Below are 19,433 nucleotides of genomic sequence, written 5' to 3'. Positions count from 1 at the left end.
GGAGAGGCGGCCCGCGTGAAGCCCGGAGGGAAAGATAAAAACGGGGGAAGAAGGTGAGTTGGAAACCGGGTGGAGAAGAGGCGAGAAAGGGTGATCACCTGGCCGCGGTGCGGAAGGAAAAAGGTGGCCGAGCGGACAAGGCCAGGAGACGTGCCGTGCACTGGGTGCGCAGGGCGGCGCAGCTCTGCTTCCTCGCCCTTTTCGTCGCGTTGGCCTGGGCGGCATCCTACCCGCCCTCCGGTGCCGTCGACGAGAACCTCTTCCTGCGCGTGGATCCCTTGGCGGCCTTCGCGGCGGCGCATGCCAGTTCCCTGTGGCTCTACCTCGTGCCCGCCTGGATACTGTTGGGGCTGACGCTGGTGAGCGGCCGTTTCTTCTGCGGCTGGATATGCCCACTGGGGACGGTCCTGGAGGCCATTCCCTCCCCGCGCGGAAGGCGCCGTGGGAAATTATCCCAGCTACGTCCAAGGGATATTCTCGGGAGGGCCATCGAGGAGGGCCACCTCCGCCTGCGCCTGAAGTACATCTTCCTGGCGGTCCTGGTGCTGCTCTTCCTCTTGGGGGCGAACCTGCTCTGGGTCTTCGACCCCCTGGTCATCGGCAACCGCGCCGTGGTTTTCATCCTGGCGGGGAGCGTGCCCCCGGTTTTTCTCGCTCTCGTCGTCCTGGCGGCGGTTGCGGGCCCGCGCTTCTGGTGCCAGGAGATGTGCCCCCTGGGAGCCTGCCTTTCCCTGGCGGGAATGGCCGGTTCACGACTGCCCGCTTCCGCCAGCCCCATGGCCCTGGTGAAGGAGGAGTCTTCCTGCATCCACTGCGGGAAATGCGCCCTGGCCTGCCCCTTCGGCATCGTTGAGGTGGCCGACAGCCGCAGGACGGGACGTCTTGCCCTGGCCGACTGCGCCCTGTGCGGGGAGTGCGTCGCCGCCTGCCCGAGAGAGGGAGCCCTTTCCCTGCGGGCCATGGGTGTCCCCGTCATGGTATCCAGGGGAAAGGGGAAGGTTGACGAGACGGGAGATGGAGCCGAGGAGGCGGCGTGCGCGACGTGAGGATCGCCCGGCGCGATTTCCTCGCCCTCGGCCTGACGGGGGCCGTGACCGCCTTCCTATACGGCGTCCTGCGCCGGGACGCCTCGGCCGCGCCCCTGCTGCGCCCCCCGGGAGCGCAGGACGAGGGGGATTTCGTCTCCCGTTGCCTGCGCTGCCAGGAGTGCGTGCGCGCCTGTCTCACGGAGTGCCTGGAGCCCGCGGGAAAGGAATACGGCGCCGCTCGCCTGTGGACGCCGCGCTTCAACCCGGCCCGCGCCAAGTGCGAGTTCGAGCTATGCGGCAGGGCCTGCGCGCTCGCATGCCCCGTGGGCGCCATCCGGCGCCCCGCCGACGACGAGGTGCGCATAGGCACGGCATCGGTCAACCGCGCGAAGTGCATCGCATGGAACGAAGGCAAGGATTGCCTGGTCTGCTACGAGCGATGTTCATACCAGGCCATAGAGGTGGATTCCCGTGGACGCCCGCGCGTGATCGCGGACCGCTGCACCGGATGCGGGGCCTGCCAGAACACCTGCGTCACCTGCCCAGACCCCGCCATCGTGGTCTACCCGCCGGGGGAGGTTCCCGCTGAAGGCGGTGGCGGCAGGAGAGGAAGGCAGGGATAAACACCCCGGGCCGTGAAATACGGTCCGCTTTGCATGTCACCGCGAGGATCTTCTTATACGTCATTGATCTTATACGTCATTGATCTTATACGTCATTGATCTTATACGTCATTGATCTTATATGTCATTGATCTTATACGTCATTGTTCTTATTCTTATATGTCATTGATCTTATATGTCATTGTTCTTGTTCTTATATGTCATTGCGAGCGAAGCGAAGCAATCTCAACCGTATGTCGTCCCCTCTGTGGGAGGATCCACGAAGGGCCCTCCCATATGCACACGAGATTGCTTCGTCGGCGCTGCGCGCCTCCTCGCAATGACGTTTTTGGAACGTCCCTCAAGGCCATGACATTCTCGGGATGTCCCTCAAGGCCATGACATTCTCGGGATGTCTCTCCGAGCCATGACATTTACAGTGCGCGCCTCCGAGCCATTACAAGAAGCGGAGGAGGTCATCATGAGCGTTAGCGAAAAGATCTCCTAGAGGTACCAACAGGGCTTGGCAAGGCCTGACACCCGGCACAGGTATTGACCCTAAATGTTTACAGGAGATACTTCCCGTCCTCAATCCCGTAATGCCGCAGGGGAGTTGACCTAACATGTTTACAGGAGATACTTCCCGTCCTCAATCCCGTAATGCCGCAGGGGAGTTGACCTAACATGTTTACAGGAGATACTTCCCGTCCTCAATCCCGTAATGCCGCAGGGGAGTTGACTCCACATGTTTGCAGGAGAGGCGGCAACAATCCCCGGGCTTGGTCTTCGAGAACGATGTTGACTCCACGCATCGGCGGGAACGGATGGGTTACTTGGTGAGGTCCGCTTGAGGTCTTTCCTTCCGGGCGGGAACCGCGTCAGCCGTTTTCCGCAAAAAGGATATAATTAGGAAGAGCTCTTCTCCAGGAAGCGCGGGTGAGAGAGGAGGCAAGAACGACAAGCAGGGTAAGGCCTCAAGGCACGCGTTTTCGGAAAACGGTGTACGCGCTGATGGAACAATATAGGAATTCTTAGTCCATACCTTGGGACCATGTTGCATATGAAAATAATGGGATATCCGACCGCCTCCGAGGAAAGGAGCGTCATGGACGTGCAAGCCGTTGTCGAGGAATGCGTGGAGCTGTGGCGCAACCCCTACCCGCGCCTGGCCCGCCTGCGCGAGGAGGGGGAAAAGCCGGTGGCATTTTTCTGCTCCTACACGCCGGAGGAGATACTGCACGCCGCCGGGCTCACCCCGGTGCGCCTCATGGGGGCGGTGCGCACCATCACCCACGCCGACGCCCACCTGCAGTCCTACTGCTGCTCCCTGGCGCGCACCGACCTGGACATGGCCCTGGCGGGGGAACTGGACTTCCTGGAGGGCGCGGTCTTCGTGCAGACCTGCGACACCATGATGCGCCTTTCGGACATCTGGCGGCGCAACACCGGGTTTTCCTTCCACGGCGACCTGGTGCTCCCCATCCGCATGGGAGAGGAGACCTCCCTGCCTTTCATCGTCGAGGAGGTCCGCCGCTTCCGCAGGCGGGTGGAGGAGTTCACCGGGCAGGAGATATGGGACGACGCCATCGAGGAGAGCATGCACGTCTACAACCGCAACAGGCGACTGGCGGAAAGGCTCTACAAACTGCGCAGGGAGAACCCGGGAGCGCTGGACGGGCTCTCCGCCACCGCCTGCCTGGTCGCCGGCTTCTGGATGCGGAGGGAGAAGCACAACGAGATGCTGCACGAGCTGGTGGAGCAACTGGAAAACAGGAAGACATCCCAGGAGGAGAGGGTACCCCTGCTGGTGAGCGGCAGCGTGTGCACCACCCCGGACCTCATGGAGCTTCTGCTCGAGCTGGGCGCGGACGTGGTGGACGACGACCTCTGCAGCGGACACCGCTACTTCGACGCCTACGCGGACGAGTCGGCCGAGCCGGAGGAAGCCCTGGCGAGGCGCCTGTGGGGAAGGGTCAACTGCCCCGCCAAGCACCAGTGCATCGAGGACAGGGCGACCCGCCTCCTGCGCCAGGTGGAGGACAGCGGCGCCCGGGGGGTGGTCTTCTACCTGCAGTCCTTCTGCGAGCCGCACCTCTTCGACGTGCCCTATCTCAAGGGACGCCTGCAGGATGAGCTCGGCGTGCCCTCCCTGGTGCTGGAGAGCGAGTTGCAGTCCTTCTCGCGCGGGCAGTTGCGCACCCGCCTGCAGGCCTTCATCGAGACCATTCGGGGAGTATAGGGGGTTGGAGATGAGCGTAAACGGCAACGCGGATGCCAGGGCGGCGGACAAGGAGAGGCGTCGTATCAAGACCACCGACGCCATGCGCGACCTCATGGTCAAGTATTACACGGAGGCCAAGGCGGCCGAGGGGACGGAGAAGCACATCGCCTGGATCACCAGCGGCGCCCCCGTGGAGCCCCTCATCGCCTTCGACGTCATCCCCGTCTACCCCGAGAACCACGGGGCCATGTGCGGGGCGGCGCACATGAACGTGGAGCTGTGCGAGGCGGCGGAGGCGCGGGGCTTCTCGCGTGACCTCTGCTCCTACGCGCGCGGGGACATCGGCAGCGCCATCACCAAGGGAGGGCCCATCGGGGGGCTGCCCCGCCCCACCATGCTGGTGGCCTGCAACAACATCTGCAACACCGTCTTCAAGTGGTACGAGGAGCTGGCGCGCTTCTTCGACGTGCCCCTCTTCATCTACGACACCCCCTTCGTGCGCGGCGAGCTGCCCCGGCACATCGCCGACTATTCCCTCCGCCAGATGAAGGAGTACATCGCCTTCCTGGAAAAGATAACCAATAGAGAATACGACGAGCAGCACTTCGTAGAGGTGGCCGCGAGGTCCCTTTTCGCCTCCGGGCTGTGGAGGGAGATACTGGCCTGCAACCAGCACCGGCCGGCCCCCATGACCTGCTTCGACGCCTTCATCCTCATGGCACCCATCGTCACCCTGCGGGGGACCCAGGAGGTGGTGGATTTCTACCAGGGGCTGCTCGAGGAGATGAGGCAGCGCGTGGAGCAGGGCATCGGCATCCTCCCCTCGGAGAAGTACCGCGTGCTGTGGGACAACATCCCCGTCTGGTACGAGCTGCGCAACCTGGGGAGGCTCTTCCTGCAGCTGGAGACCTGCCTGGTGGCGGACACCTACACCAGCGCCTGGACCTTCGACGACGTTGACGTGGCCGACCCCCTGGGCAGCATGTCCAGGATCTACGCCGAGGTCTACCTGAACATCAACCTGGAGCGCATGGCGGACAAGATAGAATCCCTGGCGGAGCGCTTCCAGGTGGACGGCATGATCATGCACTCCAACCGCAGCTGCAAGCCCTATTCCCTGGGGCAGTATGACCTGGCCAGGGAGTTCACGCGCCGCACCGGCAAGCCGGCCCTCATCATCGAGGCCGACCACACCGACTCGCGCTGGTACAACCGCGCCGAGGTGGAGGGCCGTATACGCGACTTCGTGGAGAACCTCCTGGGCGGGGGCATCGGCGTCTAGGCGGCCTCACCTCGTACCACGCCCCCGAACGTGCGGAGCGCCGCGGACGATCGTCTTTCCGCGGCTGCGCGCAGGATGAAGACCCGGCGCAAGAGGTTGCCGCACGCCCGCGCCGCCTGCCGTGATGGCAAAAGGAAAAATATACCATCTAATGCGTCGTGGAGCGCGGGAAAGGCGCCGTTTTCCCGCCGGGGACCGCCCCCGCATCCGTCCTGCCATGCCTGCGCGGCTTCACGTGTGAGATAATACATGCGAAGGTCTCAATGAGATACACGCGAGCTCGGTGGATGCACGGTCGTCAGGAGGTCCGATGCGAAAACGCCATGAGCGATCGCTCCCCGTGGCGCGCGTCATCTTATCGTTGGCCTTGCTCGGCGCCGTCTTCCCCGCCCTGCAGGGTGCCCTTGCGGTTACCGTCACCCTCGCGGATGCCGGATCTCCGTCCCGGGCGCCCGCGTTTCCGGCGGGCCTGGTCATGGCCAGCCCGCTGCCGGGAAGCGAAACCCGCGGGCAGGTCGGCAACACCGAGAAGAAGTGGGAGTTCGAGCGCTTCGACTCGCAGGTACAGGTGCATGACGACGGCTCCTTCACCGTGCGCGAGACGCAGGTGGTGAACTTCACCGGCAGCTTCTCCTTCCTCACCCGCGACATCCCCGCCCGCATGGCCTACTTCGACGAGGGGAGGACCTACGGCAAGGTGCGCGTCAAGGACGTGCAGGTCTACAACCTCGACGGCACCCCCTACGACGGCGACCTGTGGGAGGCGGAGAACATCTATCCCTACACCGATTTCACCATCGACGTCTCCCTTCCCAAAGGCCTGATCGACAAGCCGTGGCCCTACCGCGCCTCCACCCTCTGGCTCATGCTCCTCCTGGCCGCGGGGTGCCTCCTCGGCGCCTTCCTGCTCATGCTCGCGCTGTGGTTCTGGAGGGGAAGGGATGCCTACGGCGGACCCCGGCCCGGGGTCTGCTACGAGCCGCCGCGCGATGAGAGGCCGGCGGTGGTGGCCATGCTCATGCACCAGCAACCGAGGATGGAGGACTTGGCGGCGACGGTGGTGGACCTGGCGGTGCGCGGCAAGCTGCGCATCATCGAGGACCAGGAGGAGAAGGTACCCGGGAGAAAGAGCTTCATCTTCGAGCGCAGGGACGCCTCCACCGGGGACCTGCTCCCCTACGAGCGTACGCTCATGAAAGGCATCTTCGCCAAAGGGGAACGGGTGGAGGAGGATGACCTCAGGCTAAGGGGCAAATTCACCGCCATCATGAACGGCATTCGCAAGGAGGCCAGGAAAAGGAAGCTTTTCTACGATGACCCCGAGAGGACGGTCGGCATCTGTTTCCGGGCGGCCATGGCCATGCTGCTCGTGCCGCCGCTGGCCCTCTTCATCCTGCATTACCGCATGGACATGGGATACCTCTGGGTCCTGCTCGCGGGCACCGTTCCCGCGGGTATAGCGATATGGGTCATCGGCCATGCCATGCCCAGGCGCACCGCGCTCGGATCGCGGCTCTTCTGGCAGGCCATGGGTTTCCGGGAGTACCTGAGGACCGCGGAGGCGGGGGAGCCGCAATCCATGACCCTGCAGAGCTTCCAGGAAAACCTCCCCTATGCCATGGTGATGGGGATGGCCGACAGGTGGGCCGCCCTTTTCGCGGACGCGCTCACCTCCTCGCCGGACTGGTACAGCGGAGCCGGCCCCGCTTTCAGCGCCACGAGGCTCACCGCCGGCCTGAGCGGCATGGCCACCGCCCTATATACCGGCGGCCCGTACAGGAGTGGATCGTCGGGCGGATCCGGCTTTCGCTCCGGCTTCGGCGGCGGGGGCTTCGGGGGAGGCTCCTCCGGCGGCGGCTTCGGCGGGGGCGGCTCCTCCGCCGGTTGAGCCTCGTGATGAGGCTTAACCGCGTGATGAGCCCCGCCGGGAACAAAGCGCGGCGGGACGACGTGCGCCGGAGATGACGCGCGGCAGAACGGCGTGCGGAACGAACCATGTGCGCCGGGACCACTGCGCCGTAAACGAGGTGCGGCGCATGGTGCGCGATGGCGGTCTGGATGGCATGGTCACGGCTTGCGCGGGGGAACCGCGATGTTCTGTAAACCGCTCCCGGACGGACCGTCGATCTGATGGATAGGAACAAGAAATGAAAGATGCCGCTTATATCCAGGGCTTGGAAGAGAGATATCCCCTGAGGGAACCGGTGCTGCGCGAGGCGGCCCGGGCCCTTCGGCTGCCGCGGGGGAGCCGTGGGCTGGATGCCGCATGCGGCTCACTCTTCCCGTAAAAAACCAAAGTCGGCGAGGATCGACGATGTTTGACGAGAACGCGCTGGCGGGTATGGGCGGTCTCGCCGAGGGGGAGGCAGCCCGCCGGCTGCGCGAGGAGGGACCCAACCTCATACCATCCACGGAGAGGAGGACCCCTTTCCGCATCGCCCTGGACATCCTCAGGGAGCCCATGTTCCTGCTCCTCATCGGCGCCGGGGCCGTGTACCTGGTCCTGGGTGACCTGCAGGAGGCTCTCATCCTCGTGAGCTTCGTGGTCCTGGTCCTCTCCATCACCTTCTTCCAGGAGCAGCGGACGGAGCGCGCCCTGGAAGCCCTGCGCGACCTCTCCAGCCCCCGCGCACTGGTGATCAGGGAGGGGAGACGCCGGCGCATCTCCGGCACGGAGGTGGTGCGCGGGGATATCGTGGTCCTGGCCGAGGGAGACCGCGTGCCCGCCGACGGTGTGCTGCTGGCCTGCTCCAACCTCATGGTGGACGAGTCCCTCCTCACCGGGGAGGCGGTCCCGGTGCGCAAGGTGCCTTGCGAGGGCCCCCCGGAGATGGGAGCGCCGGGAGGGGAGGATCAGCCCTTCGTGTTCGCCGGGACCCTGGTGGTCAAGGGCCACGGCATCGCGGAGGTCAGGGCCACGGGACCCTCCACGGAAATGGGAAAAATAGGAAAGTCGTTGCGGGAGATCCCCGCCGAGCCCACCGCGCTGCAGCGGGAAACGCGCGGGCTCGTCCTCCGCCTGGCGGCCCTGGGGATCGTTCTCTGCGCCACCGTGTTCGCCGTCTACGGCGCCACCCGCGACGACTGGCTGCAGGGCCTGCTGGTGGGCATCACCATGGCCATGGCCCTGCTTCCCGAGGAATTCCCCGTGGTCCTCACCGTCTTCTTGACCCTGGGAGCATGGCGCATGTCCCGTCACAGCGTGCTCACCAGGCGCATACCGGCGGTGGAGACGCTGGGATCGGCCACCGTCCTCTGCGTGGACAAGACGGGTACCATCACGGAAAACCGCATGACCGTCTCCCGCCTGGAGACGGCCACGGGATCATACGATCTCCGCCACCCGTCTTCCGATCTCCTGCCGGAGGAATTTCACGAGCTCCTCGAGTTCGGGGTGCTGGCCTCGCAGAAGGACCCCTACGATCCCGTGGAGGTGGCCATCGCCGGCCTGGGGGGCGACGCGCTCGACGGCACCGAGCACCTGCACTTCGACTGGGTCCTGGAGAGGGAATACCCCCTTTCCCCTGAGCTTCTTGCCGTCTCCCACGTCTGGAGATCTCCTGACGGAAGGGAGTACGTCATCGCCGCCAAGGGAGCGCCGGAAGCGGTGGCGGACCTCTGCCACCTGGACGGTGCGCAGAGGCGGCGGCTTGCCGGGCAGGTCGAGGAGCTCGCCGCCCGGGGGCTGCGCCTGCTCGGCGTGGCCAAGGCTTCCTTTCAAATGGAAGAACTTCCCAGCAACCAGCACGATTTCTCCTTCCGGTTCCTGGGGCTGGTGGGCCTGGAGGATCCGGTGCGGCCCTCCGTGCCGGCCTCCGTGCGGGAATGCCGTCGTGCCGGGATACGCGTGGTCATGATCACAGGGGATTACCCTGGGACCGCCCTGCACGTGGCGAAGGAGATCGGCCTGGACACGGACGGTAAGGTGATGACCGGGCCGGAGCTGGAGGAGATGGACGACGGGGAGCTGCGGGAGCGCGTGGGGCAAGCCTCCATCTTCGCAAGGGTGGTCCCCGGGCATAAGCTGCGGCTGGTGCAGGCCCTCAAGGCCAACGGGGAAGTGGTGGCCATGACCGGGGACGGAGTGAACGACGCGCCGGCCCTCAGGGCCGCCCAGATCGGGGTGGCCATGGGGGGCAGGGGAGCGGACGTGGCCAGGGAATCCGCCGACCTCGTCCTGCTGGACGACGACTTCTCCTCCATCGTGGCGGCGGTGAGAGCGGGGAGGAGGATCTACGAGAACCTGAAGAAGGCCATGACCTACATCGTCGCCGTGCACGTCCCCATCGCCGGCATGTCCCTCATCCCCGTGCTCTTCAAGCTGCCGCTGGTCTTCGCCCCCGCGCACGTGGCCCTGCTGGAGATCATCATCGATCCCGCCTGCTCCCTGGCCTTCGAGGCGGAGCCCGAGGAGGAGGATATCATGGAGCGGCCCCCGCGCCCCCCGGGTGAACGCATCTTTGACGGGCGAACGCTGCTCCTCAGCGTCCTGCAGGGATTGAGCACCCTACTGGTGGTCAGCGCCGTCTTCTCCTTCGCCCAGCTGCGAGGGCTGGAGGAAGCGGAGGTGCGCGCCCTCACCTTCACCACCCTGGTCATCGCCAACCTGGCGCTCATCCTGGTCAACCGTTCCCGGAAGCTCACCGTCTGGCGGACCCGCAAAAGGCGCAACCCCGCCCTCTGGTGGGTCCTGGCGGGGACGGTCATCCTGCTCGCCCTGGCGCTCTGCGTGCCCTTCCTGCGCGACCTCTTCGCCTTCGGTGCCCTGTCGCCCCTGGACGTGGCGATCTGCGTGGGCGCCGCGGCGCTCGCGGTCCTGTGGTTCGAGGCGGTGAAGCTCATCCCCCGGCGAGGGGATCGTGCTCGGGGAGGATGAAATACTTCACGTCCCTGGCGTAGTCGCGCAGCTCGCCGCGGAAGTCGGGATGGGCCACGCTGATGAGCGCCTGCGCCCTCTCGCGCAGCGATTTCCCCTTGAGCTGCACGCAGCCGTATTCCGTGGCCACGTACATGACGTCCGTGCGGGTGAGGGTCACCACCGCACCGGGACGCAGGCGGGGCACGATCTTGGAGACCGTCTCCCCGCTCTCCCTGTCCAGGGCGGTGGAGGGAGTGACGATGAAGGCCTTGCCGCCGCGCGAGAGCCAGGCGCCGCGGGTGAAGTCCACCTGGCCCCCGGTGGCCGTGTACTGGATGGGGCCGAAGGACTCCGAGGCGCACTGGCCGGTGATGTCGATCTCCAGGGTGGTGTTGATGGAGACGAGGTTGTCGTTGCGGCCGATGACGTAAGGGTCGTTGTTATAGCTTATGGGGGAGAGGTAGATCATGGGGTTGCCGTCCATCCAGTCGTAGAGCTCCTGCGACCCCAGCCCGAAGTAGCAGAGCATCTGGTAGCGGTGGAAGTTCTTCCTCGTGTTGTCCAGGGCTCCCGCCTCAAAGAGCTTCATGTAGGCGTCGCCCATCATCTCCGTGTGGCAGCCGAGGTGCTTCTTCTCCAGGAGAAGCTCGCCGATGGCGTTGGTGGTCCCCCCGATGCCCAGCTGCACCGTGGAGCCGTCCGCGACGTGGCCGATGATGTTCTCGGCGATGGCGCGGTCCACGTCGCTCACCGGCTCCGGCGGCAGGGCGAAGACGGGGTGGTGGTTCTCCACGATGCGGGTCACCTGGCTCACGTGCAGCCAGTTGGGGCCGTGCACGACGGGCTGCTTCTCGTTGACCTCCACGTAGATCTCGTCCAGGCGGTCCACCACGTCGAGGTAATTGGCAAAAAGTCCCAGGTTGAGGTAACCGTTCCTGTCCATGGGCCCGGTCTGCACCATGAGCTTGCGGTAGCCCACGTCCTCGACGGCCAGGCGGGTGACCTGGTGGAAGTGGTAGGGGGTGTGGGTCATGAGGCCCTGCGCCAGGGCGGAGCGGTCCAGGGGGGAGGCGTAGTAATTGTCGATGAGTAGGTTGCGCTGCAGCTCCGGCTTGAGGAGGTCGAAGATGGGGGCGAGGATGATGAAGCTACCCATCTGTACCCCCCGTATCTCGCCGGCGAGGGCGCGCTTGCAGAGCGCCTCGAGGAGTGCCACCGGGGTGGAGGAGGCGCCGCTGCAGAACACCCTGTCCCCGTCCTTTATGCCCTTTGCCGCCTCCTCGGGGGTGGTCAGCTTGGAGCGATACATGTCCCGCCACCTGTTCATCTCGACCTCCTTTTCGTCGCGTGGCCGCGTTCTTGCATGGCCGCATCCCCTTATGGCTGCATGCCCGTATTTTCCTATTTTTCCCCGCGCGGCCCCTGACAACACAACGCTCGTTCCCTCCCCGGCGCAAGGGCCGGGCGAACGGGCCGGGCAAGGGGCCAGGCGCTGGTGCCGGGCGAACGGGCCAGGCAAGGGGCCAGACCGTATCCTGTGCCCGGCGACCCCCGTGCCCGTTAAAGGGAGAGCACCTCGCCGGGGAGGATATCCCCGTGGTAGGTATTGTTTTCCAGCACCAACCGGCCGTTTATGAGCACGTACTCGATGCCGGAGGGGTACCGGCGGGGGTCGTCGTAACTGGAGTTGTCCCGCACCCCGGCGGGATCGAAGACCACCAGGTCGGCGGCCGCCCCCTCCCTGACCACCCCGCGGTCCTCCAGCCCGTAGCGCGAGGCCGCCAGGCCCGTGCAGCGGCGCACGGCGTCCTCCAGGGTATAGAGCCTGAGCTCCCTCACGTAATGCTGCAGTATGCGCGGGAAGGTCCCGTAGGCGGTCTGGGGAGGCGCGCCCCTCTCGGGGAAGAGCACGTCCGCGCCCACCGAGAGCTGGGGGTGGTCCTGGCCCTTCAGGAAGACCTTTTCCGACCAGGGGCGTGGCGGGATGCCCATGAGGAAGACCACTGCCCCCTCCTCCTCCACGGTCAGGTCGGCGAGGAAGTCGAAGGGGTCCTTCCCCGCCTCCGCCGCCAGGTCCACGATGCGCCTCCCTTCCAGGCGGCGGTTCCTCTCGCTGCCCACGGAGAGGATGGAGAGCATCTTCCATCCCAGGCACTTGACGTAGTTGGTCGACCAGGACCCCGGCTCCCAGTGGGGCCACCTGGCGGTGACCGTCTCCACGTCGTGCCGGATCCTGGCGCGTTCCCCGGGGTCCGAGAGGCGGCGCAGCAGCGCCTCCGTGCCTCCCTGCAGCGCCCAGGGGGGATAGAGCTGGGTCACGGTGGTGTTGCCCATCACGTAGGGGATGAAGTCCAGGCCCACGTCGAGCCCGTCGGCGAGCGCGCGGTCCACGATCCCGTAGGCCCGCTTGAGGACGGGATTGGGGAATCCCGGCATGGGCACAACTCCGTTTATCCTTTCCATGACCCCGGTGACGGCATAGACGGCCCCCGCCAGCCTGCCCAGGTTGGGCACGCACATGAAGTGGCTCACCTGCAGGGCGCAGCCGCTGCGCGCGGCGATCTCCACCGCCTCCTCCACCGCGCGGTCGAAGGTGTCGGTCAGGCTGCGCACGTGGGTGACGTAGCGGCCCCCGTATTCCCCGGCGACCTTCGCCAGCTCCACGATCTCGTCGGTGTGGGCGTACATGCCGGGAAAGTAGGTGAGGCCGGTGGAGAACCCGCGGCACCCCGCCTCCATGTCCCGGCGCACGAGCGCCTTCATCCTCTCCAGCTCCTCGGGGGTGCAGAAGCGGGCCTCGCTGCCCATCACCGCCATGCGCACGGGCCCGTGCGCGGAGAGGGGCACGAAGTTGATGGGCAGTCCTCGCTCGCGCAGCCAGCGCCGGAATTCCTCCTGCGTTTCCCAGTCCGGCCGAAAGTCCGCGGAAACCCCCATGGTGTGCAGGGTGGATCCGAAGAGCTCGCTACGCTCCGGGGGCCAGGGGGCCAGGGACCACCCGCAGTTGGAGACCACGCTGGTGGTGATTCCCTGCCTAACGTAGGGCTCGAAGAGTTCCCGGTAATCCTCGCGGATGACGTAGAGCTCGTTGTGGCTGTGGATGTCGATGAACCCGGGTGACACGACCTTTCCCGCGGCGTCTATCTCGCGCGCGGCGGCGGCCTCCGGCAGGACGCCCACCGCGGCCACCTTGCCCTCGCGCACGGCCACGTCCGCTCTCCTGGCCGGCGCCCCGGTGCCGTCCAGCAACTCGCCGCCGCGGATCACCACGTCGAACATGCCCATCCCTCCCCACTGCCTCTTTCCGCCGACTTTCTAGGCTTCCCCGTTCCGGTCGTTCCGGGTCGGATACGCCCATCCCTCCCCACTGTCTTTAACCGCCGGCTCCCCGGCTTCCTCGCCCCGATCATTCGGGGTCGGATGTTCCCATCCCTCCCCGGTGCCTTTCGCCGCCAGACTCCCCTTCATTCTAATCCCCGACGGTTTACGGGTCACGGGCACAAGGGCCTTAAGCGCTTTTTTCTGGGATAGGCCGATGACCTCATTCCGGAAGCTCACCCTCCCATGCGAACGGGTTGTCCTTGAAGATCACCGCGATGAGGACCGACGGATGTATCCTGAGGGCTTTCGCGAACTTCCCCAGCGTCGCTATGGTCATTCCCGCCGGGCTCTTTCCCGCCTCATAGGTAGACCACTGCGTCAGGTGTATGCCGGCGATATCCGACGCCTGCTGCTGGTTCAGGTTAAGCCTCTTTCTTTGTTGCTTTATGAACCTCCCGAACTCGGTGCCCTTTTCCTTTTTCTCCTCCGCCTCTTGCATGTCCGCCTCCTTCCATGCCCCTTCATGAACGCCATGGATATATTTTATATTTGCGCCTAACGCATGTAAAGCTTTGCTATTGGCAATTTTGGCAATAATGTTGCTTCTGTTGAATATGAGGCTTCTGTTACTTTAATATAATTTTGCTCTGATTTTTAGTTATCTCGCCTTCTATTACCTATAAAACCTGCTAATTAGCTATAGAAAAAGTGCCACTTATGTGGTAGGTTAAGTTCAGAGGCTAATTTAAGCCGGCAATCGGGGTAGATATGGCGAAGGAGTTGGAGCAGGTGGCAGAAATATTGCTAAGAGAAGCCATTAAGCTCCTAAACCAAATCAAGCCTCAGGAAAATTCAGAGAATGAGAGCATAGATGATGACCTGGTTGCCAACAGGGGTAAGGACTAGTCCGCTCATATCTGGGACTACTTCGGGAAGGCATTATACGCCTTATTGAGAAAACCGATGAAGGCTTCGCTTTGGACGTTGAAATCCCCTTTTAACCGTAGGATGACCCGCTCAGTGGATTCGGTGAGCTTCCTTATGTTAACCGAGCTCGGCAGTCCCATCTTATCCGCTATCGTTCCCTCCTCGTCGAATTCCTCTATCTCCAAGGCCTTGGCTAACTCTGCCTTGTTGAACTTGCCGGGAGCAACCAGGATGAGCAGGACAAGAGAGTTAGGCCTTGTTTCCACCCTAATCCAATTGTAGTTGTTCAACCTGTATGCAACGTAGCCTTTTTGGCCCCACCTGGGTCCGTCGACCTCGAAGTTGTCCCTGATAATGTCATCCAGAGCTTAAAACATCTTCCTGGTTTGAGGGCTGCACCTCTTTTCCAGGTGCCATTCCCTGCCGTTCATGACCCAAGGCTGCATCCCACCACCACCAGCGGGCTTGCCCGTGGAAGTGAACCGACCAACAGGTAAGGGGATGATTGCGTGCGGCTGCATCAGGAGATTATCGCCCTCTTTGAACACCTCCACCTCGATGACTTTGATATCGACGGTATGGTCTCTCAGCCAGAGCGTCACGCTTCCGAGTTTCTCCTTTACCTCGGAGCCGACTATGATGATACGCTTGTCGTCGTTTAGGTCTGGCGGCTCGTCGATCCCCGCCTCCGAGCAGAACGTCTCGTAAATGATCAGCGACAATTAGAATTCCCGGCCAACGACAATTAGAATTCCCGCTCGCGGGACGGTACAACTATCTAAGACTCTCAAGAAAGGAGGCTTAGATGGTTACCGATCAACAGGTAAGGAGGCTATTGTCGCTGATGCAGAAAAAAAAGACGCTGGCGCAAGCCGCCGCTGAGGCCGGGATGGACGAAAAGACGGCCAGGAAATGGCGGGATTCCGATAAGCTACCCAGTCAATGCAGGCAACCCAGAACCTACCGAACGAGGCCCGATCCCTTCGCGGAGGTCTGGGACGAAGTGAGGGGATTCCTGGAGGAGAGCCCAGGGCTTGAGGCCAAAACCCTCTTTGATTACCTGCAGAGAAAATACCCGGGGACCTTCCGGGACGGGCAGCTCAGGACCCTTCAGAGGAAGGTCAAGATATGGCGGGCCACTGAAGGCCCTCCGAAGGAGGTATTCTTCCCCCAGGTCCACACTCCCGGCAAGCTCTCGCAGTCTGATTTCACCTCCATGACGTCTTTGGGCATCACCATCGCCGGGGAACCCTTCCCCCATCTCCTCTATCACTTCACTTTGACCTACTCCAACTGGGAAACGGGGCAGGTGTGCTTCTCCGAGAGCTTCGAGGCCCTCTCCAAGGGGTTGCAGGACGCCCTGTGGGAGTTGGGAGGGACCCCCAGTGAGCATCGCACCGACCGCCTGACCACCGCAGTGGCCAAACCGGAGTCCCCCGAGGAGTTTACACAAAGGTACAACGCCCTGCTCTCCCACTACGGCATAAAAGGGGCCAAGACCCAGGCGGGCAAGGCCAACGAGAACGGGGATATCGAGCAATCCCACCATCGTATGAAGCGGGCGGTGGACCAGGCGCTCATGCTCAGGGGCAGCCGTGATTTCTCCTCGCGATCCGAATACGAAGGGTTCATAAAGGATCTCTTCCTGAGGCGCAACGCCGGAAGGGTGGAGCGGCTGGCCGAGGAATTGCCCCACCTCGGGCGCCTGCCACAGAGAAGAACCGAGGACTTCACGCGCCTCCGCGTGGGGGTGGGCAAGTCCTCCACCATCCGGGTCAAACAAAACACCTACTCGCTGCCCTCGCGCCTCATCGGCTCCGAGGTGGACGTGCGCGTGCACGCGGACCGCCTGGAGGTCTTCTACGCCCAGAGGCTGGTAGAGACCATCCCCCGCTTGCGGGGAAAGGGCGGTCATCATATCCAAACCGCCATATCATCGACTGGCTCATCCGGAAGCCCGGCGCCTTCGCCTCCTACCGCTACCGTGCCGATCTCTTCCCCTCCAGCCGCTTCCGGGCCGCCTACGACGCCCTGCTGAAAAGCTCACCGCATCGTGCTGACCGTGAATATCTAAAGATACTCAAGCTGGCGGCGGATGAGGGAGAGGCCAGGGCATCTGAGGCGCTCAGACTGCTTCTGGACACCTCGGAAGAGATATCGGCGGATATGGTGCAGGAGGTCCTCTCCTGGAACACCGAAAATACGTCTGCGGAGGTCTTCGTATCCCCAGCCGACCTCCCGGCCTATGACCTGCTTCTCGAGGGGGCCGGAAGACGATGAAGGCAAAGGCCATCGATTTCGAGCTTCTCTCCTCGCGCCTGCGTGAGCTGCGCCTTCCGGCCATGAGGGAATGCTTTGCCGATGAAGCGGAGCGGGCGCGGGCCGAGGGTCTCTCCTACGAGGAATATCTCTCCGAGCTGGTGCGCCTGGAGACGGAATCGAGGCGAGAGCACAGGGTGGAGCGTAGACTGCGTGAATCCAGGCTGCCGCTTGAAAAAAGCCTGGCTTCCTTCGATATGAAACGTCTGCCCTCGGGGGTAAGGAATCAAGTGAGGGTGCTCCTTGATGGTGAGTTTCTCAAGCGGGCGGAAAACGTGCTCGCCTTCGGAGGCGTCGGCTCGGGCAAGACGCATCTTTTATCAGCCATAGGCCAGGAGCTCGTCTATTCCGGTGCCCGGGTCATTTCCTACAACTGCTCCCTGCTCATGCAGGAGCTTATCGCAGCCAAGCGCCGGCTGGAGTTGGAGAGGAAATTGAAGAAGCTGCGATCCTTCGACGTCGTGCTCATCGACGATCTGGGATATGTGAGCCACGAGCGGGAGGAGATGGAGGTCCTCTTCGCCCTCATCTCCGACCGCTATGAGAGAAAGAGTATCATACTCTCCTCCAATATGCCCTTCTCTCGCTGGGAGCAGATCTTCGGCGATGCCATGACCACTGCCGCCGCAATAGACCGCTTGGTGCATCATTCGGTCATACTTGAGCTCAACCTGCCGTCCTACAGGTTGGAGCAGCGAGGTGTTGGTAAGAGCAGGAAGATACCTGCGGAGGGAGGCGATAAGAAAAAGGATAGTAAAACATCATAGTGTGCTTTCAGAAACGGGAATTCTTGTTGTCGCCAGAGGGAAAATCTAGTTGACGTCGATCAGTTCCAGAAACCGTTAAGTTCATTGCTAGATAGAATGTTTGCTATTCCTCTTTTATCATTTCCATTAAGTTCAATGGAGCTGCTAATACTTGGAGTCCCTGAGGAGTGCAGCCCGTTTCAAAAACTGCCTGCCAGAAATCATAATTCTGTTTTCCACCGAACACAGTAGATGACAATTCTTTATTGACCCAGCAAGGAAGATTCCTCAGATTCCTAATGAACACACGTATCCTATCCCAAAGGGCGGGAGGGAATCTGTACTGAAAGAGCTTTCTCTCTGTTATCGGTTTCCCCTGCATAATAAAGTAATTCTTTGCTATCTGGGATATATATCCTAACCAATTATAAAGAATCTCTTCCTTGCTCATCCTATAAGCAATAAGATGCGGCTCAGGGATATCCTCTCCCTTCTGTATCCTATGCTCAATCTTCGAAGTCCCAATGACCGGGTCAAATTTATTAATAAATATCTCCTCAGCAATGATGTTCATTAATTGCAATATCTGTTCTCGCTCGATATCTCTGGGATTTTCTCCCTCTTCTTGCATATAATCAAGTGGATTATCCATCACGTCCTGGAAGATAAAAAATGAGTAAAAGGTTTTTTCTACCGTGCTGTAAGATAAAGGCTTTTCCTTTCCCCTGCCTCCGAAGTCTATATAGTCTTTCAGCTTATTGTCTTGATGGTGCGTAATATAATCTCTTACATTGTCGAGAATGTATCTCTTCATCTCTCGCGATTCGCCCTTAAAGTATCTTACTAAATCGCTTTCAGAGAAGCTCAGGTCATCTTCCGCAAGCCCGAGTTCTTTTCTGTATCTTTCTACCCTATCATAGTAGAGAGCGCTTCCTAGATGCCTTTGAACTGACTTGTCAAAGGCTACTTGGCGCAGGGTGGTACCTGCGTTCGTATTTGTCGTAAGGAGAGTATCAATATCGGGATTGATAAAAACTCTTACCGGTAATTTTCTTACCCCTAGCAAGACCTGTGCTGCGGCTTTGTGTTGTCCATCAAAAACTTTCAATCTTTCCTTCCGGTTGTTCGTTAGGTCAATCCAGCCAAGTGGAACATGAAGCTGAGGCCTCTTTAGGAAGAACTCTTTTACCAATTTTGATATGTTTTGGCCTATTGAGCGAGGATTAATCCTGTCATCATGGAAGACATATTCTATAGGGAAAATTCCGAAGAAATATTTGAACCCGCTCAAATCATCTTCAAAGACTTTGGTCTCGTATATGTCATTACATCCAATATCAGAGAAGGAATATCTTGCCATACCTCTAGTTTCATCATAAACAATCGAAAGTTCGTATTTCGAACCGCCATATTCCTTTAAAATATCATCTAAATTAACACCACGATTATTCTTAAAACATGCATCACGTATTGCCCCAAACCTCGCAAGAACTCTTGCAACACGTAGGTCAGAATCCTGCTTGGATTCGTTACAGGTTGAATGGGTTATCGCCATATTTGTGATATCATCTTTACCGCCAATGCTTACAGGGATGATGTGGTCAATTTCGTATTCTTGTATTGAGATGTCTAGCGGTTTTTCGCAAATAAAGCATTTTTGCCCTTGAGACTCAAGAAGCTTATGCTTCAGTTCATTCTTCTCCTCATCAGATAACCTGGCAAGATATAGAGAGCCCATATATTCCTCCCACCTGCACTAACTGCTGCCTAGTCAATATTAGCATCCCCATAAGCCATACAACACAATCGTTGCTGTGCTCGGGTTGTTATAAAGAGTATGTACTTTATCCCTTTGGAATTCAATTCTTGCACCAGAAACAAGGGCATGCTTTTCTAGCTCATCTTCTACAGTTGCATTTTCAGAATACCAGGTAGATAGTCGTTTTTTAGCATGAAAAACAGGGATTGGCACTACACCTCCGCCATCCTCGCCGTTGGCGGCGCGGCCACCCCTACGGCCTTGAAAACCTTGCTGGCTACTCCCTCGAGGGGGCTTCTCAAGAGCCATCTCTTCCCGTCATCGGCTACCTCGATCTCGTAGACGGCCTCCAGGTCCTGCTTGAGCTGCT

The 19,433-nt window shown here is 61.3% G+C and carries 14 protein-coding genes and 1 pseudogene; 8 read left to right on the top strand and 7 right to left on the bottom strand.

Annotated elements, in window-relative coordinates:
* Positions 1–53: 53 nt before the first annotated feature.
* The 6 genes from H5T73_09490 to H5T73_09465 all read left to right on the top strand — a co-directional run bounded on the left by H5T73_09490 (position 54) and on the right by H5T73_09465 (position 10,009).
* Entirely contained in the window at positions 54–1,046 is a 993-nt protein-coding gene (locus tag H5T73_09490; GenBank protein ID MBC7247997.1) for a 4Fe-4S binding protein, read from the top strand.
* Complete coding sequence (locus H5T73_09485; protein MBC7247996.1) at positions 1,034–1,651, top strand: 4Fe-4S dicluster domain-containing protein; 618 nt, start codon at positions 1,034–1,036, stop codon at positions 1,649–1,651. Before H5T73_09490 ends, H5T73_09485 begins: the two co-directional genes overlap by 13 nt.
* Positions 1,652–2,735: 1,084 nt before the next feature.
* Positions 2,736–3,869: a 2-hydroxyacyl-CoA dehydratase gene (locus tag H5T73_09480; protein ID MBC7247995.1), complete on the top strand. Its 1,134-nt coding sequence runs from the start codon at positions 2,736–2,738 to the stop codon at positions 3,867–3,869.
* 10 nt (positions 3,870–3,879) lie between these two features.
* Positions 3,880–5,133, top strand: coding sequence for a 2-hydroxyacyl-CoA dehydratase (locus H5T73_09475; GenBank protein ID MBC7247994.1), 1,254 nt, complete (start codon positions 3,880–3,882; stop codon positions 5,131–5,133).
* 310 nt (positions 5,134–5,443) lie between these two features.
* Positions 5,444–7,021 carry a DUF2207 domain-containing protein gene (locus H5T73_09470; protein MBC7247993.1) on the top strand — a complete coding sequence of 526 codons (1,578 nt, stop codon included), beginning with the start codon at positions 5,444–5,446 and terminating at the stop codon, positions 7,019–7,021.
* 426 nt (positions 7,022–7,447) lie between these two features.
* Positions 7,448–10,009, top strand: a complete 2,562-nt coding sequence (locus H5T73_09465; GenBank protein MBC7247992.1) for a cation-translocating P-type ATPase — start codon at positions 7,448–7,450, stop codon at positions 10,007–10,009.
* Here H5T73_09465 and H5T73_09460 read toward each other — a convergent pair.
* The 5 genes from H5T73_09460 to H5T73_09440 all read right to left on the bottom strand — a co-directional run bounded on the left by H5T73_09460 (position 9,972) and on the right by H5T73_09440 (position 14,961).
* A complete protein-coding gene (locus tag H5T73_09460; protein ID MBC7247991.1) occupies positions 9,972–11,318 on the bottom strand; it encodes a 4-hydroxybutyrate CoA-transferase in 1,347 nt (448 codons plus the stop codon). The genes H5T73_09465 and H5T73_09460 overlap by 38 nt on opposite strands.
* Before the next feature lie 233 nt (positions 11,319–11,551).
* Positions 11,552–13,276 carry an amidohydrolase family protein gene (locus tag H5T73_09455; protein MBC7247990.1) on the bottom strand — a complete coding sequence of 575 codons (1,725 nt, stop codon included), beginning with the start codon at positions 13,274–13,276 and terminating at the stop codon, positions 11,552–11,554.
* 256 nt (positions 13,277–13,532) lie between these two features.
* Entirely contained in the window at positions 13,533–13,811 is a 279-nt protein-coding gene (locus H5T73_09450) for a helix-turn-helix transcriptional regulator (protein ID MBC7247989.1), read from the bottom strand.
* 424 nt (positions 13,812–14,235) lie between these two features.
* The gene (locus H5T73_09445; GenBank protein ID MBC7247988.1) at positions 14,236–14,529 is read right to left on the bottom strand and encodes a hypothetical protein; all 294 of its coding nucleotides are present in this window, start codon (positions 14,527–14,529) and stop codon (positions 14,236–14,238) included.
* Positions 14,530–14,607: 78 nt separating this feature from the next.
* The gene (locus tag H5T73_09440) at positions 14,608–14,961 is read right to left on the bottom strand and encodes a hypothetical protein (GenBank protein ID MBC7247987.1); all 354 of its coding nucleotides are present in this window, start codon (positions 14,959–14,961) and stop codon (positions 14,608–14,610) included.
* Between the two features lie 122 nt (positions 14,962–15,083).
* Here H5T73_09440 and H5T73_09435 point away from each other — a divergent pair.
* Both H5T73_09435 and H5T73_09430 read left to right on the top strand, forming a co-directional pair.
* Positions 15,084–16,519 (top strand): annotated as a pseudogene (locus H5T73_09435) (IS21 family transposase).
* On the top strand, positions 16,516–17,325 hold the full coding sequence (locus tag H5T73_09430; GenBank protein MBC7247986.1) for an ATP-binding protein: 810 nt from the start codon (positions 16,516–16,518) through the stop codon (positions 17,323–17,325). The pseudogene H5T73_09435 and the gene H5T73_09430 overlap by 4 nt, the downstream one beginning before the upstream one ends.
* A 103-nt stretch (positions 17,326–17,428) precedes the next feature.
* Here H5T73_09430 and H5T73_09425 read toward each other — a convergent pair whose 3' ends face one another.
* Together H5T73_09425 and H5T73_09420 are read right to left on the bottom strand one after the other, a co-directional pair.
* Positions 17,429–19,042 (bottom strand): HNH endonuclease, encoded by a 1,614-nt coding sequence (locus H5T73_09425; protein MBC7247985.1) that lies wholly within the window; start codon positions 19,040–19,042, stop codon positions 17,429–17,431.
* Positions 19,043–19,275: 233 nt separating this feature from the next.
* The coding region (locus H5T73_09420) for a transposase (protein ID MBC7247984.1) at positions 19,276–19,433 on the bottom strand (158 nt) is incomplete at its 5' end.

Source organism: Actinomycetota bacterium (assembly GCA_014360655.1).
Classification (GTDB): Bacteria; Actinomycetota; Geothermincolia; order Geothermincolales; family RBG-13-55-18; genus JACIXC01.
The sequence above is the reverse complement of the archived record's forward strand: the minus strand, read 5'-3'. Positions and strand labels throughout refer to the sequence as shown.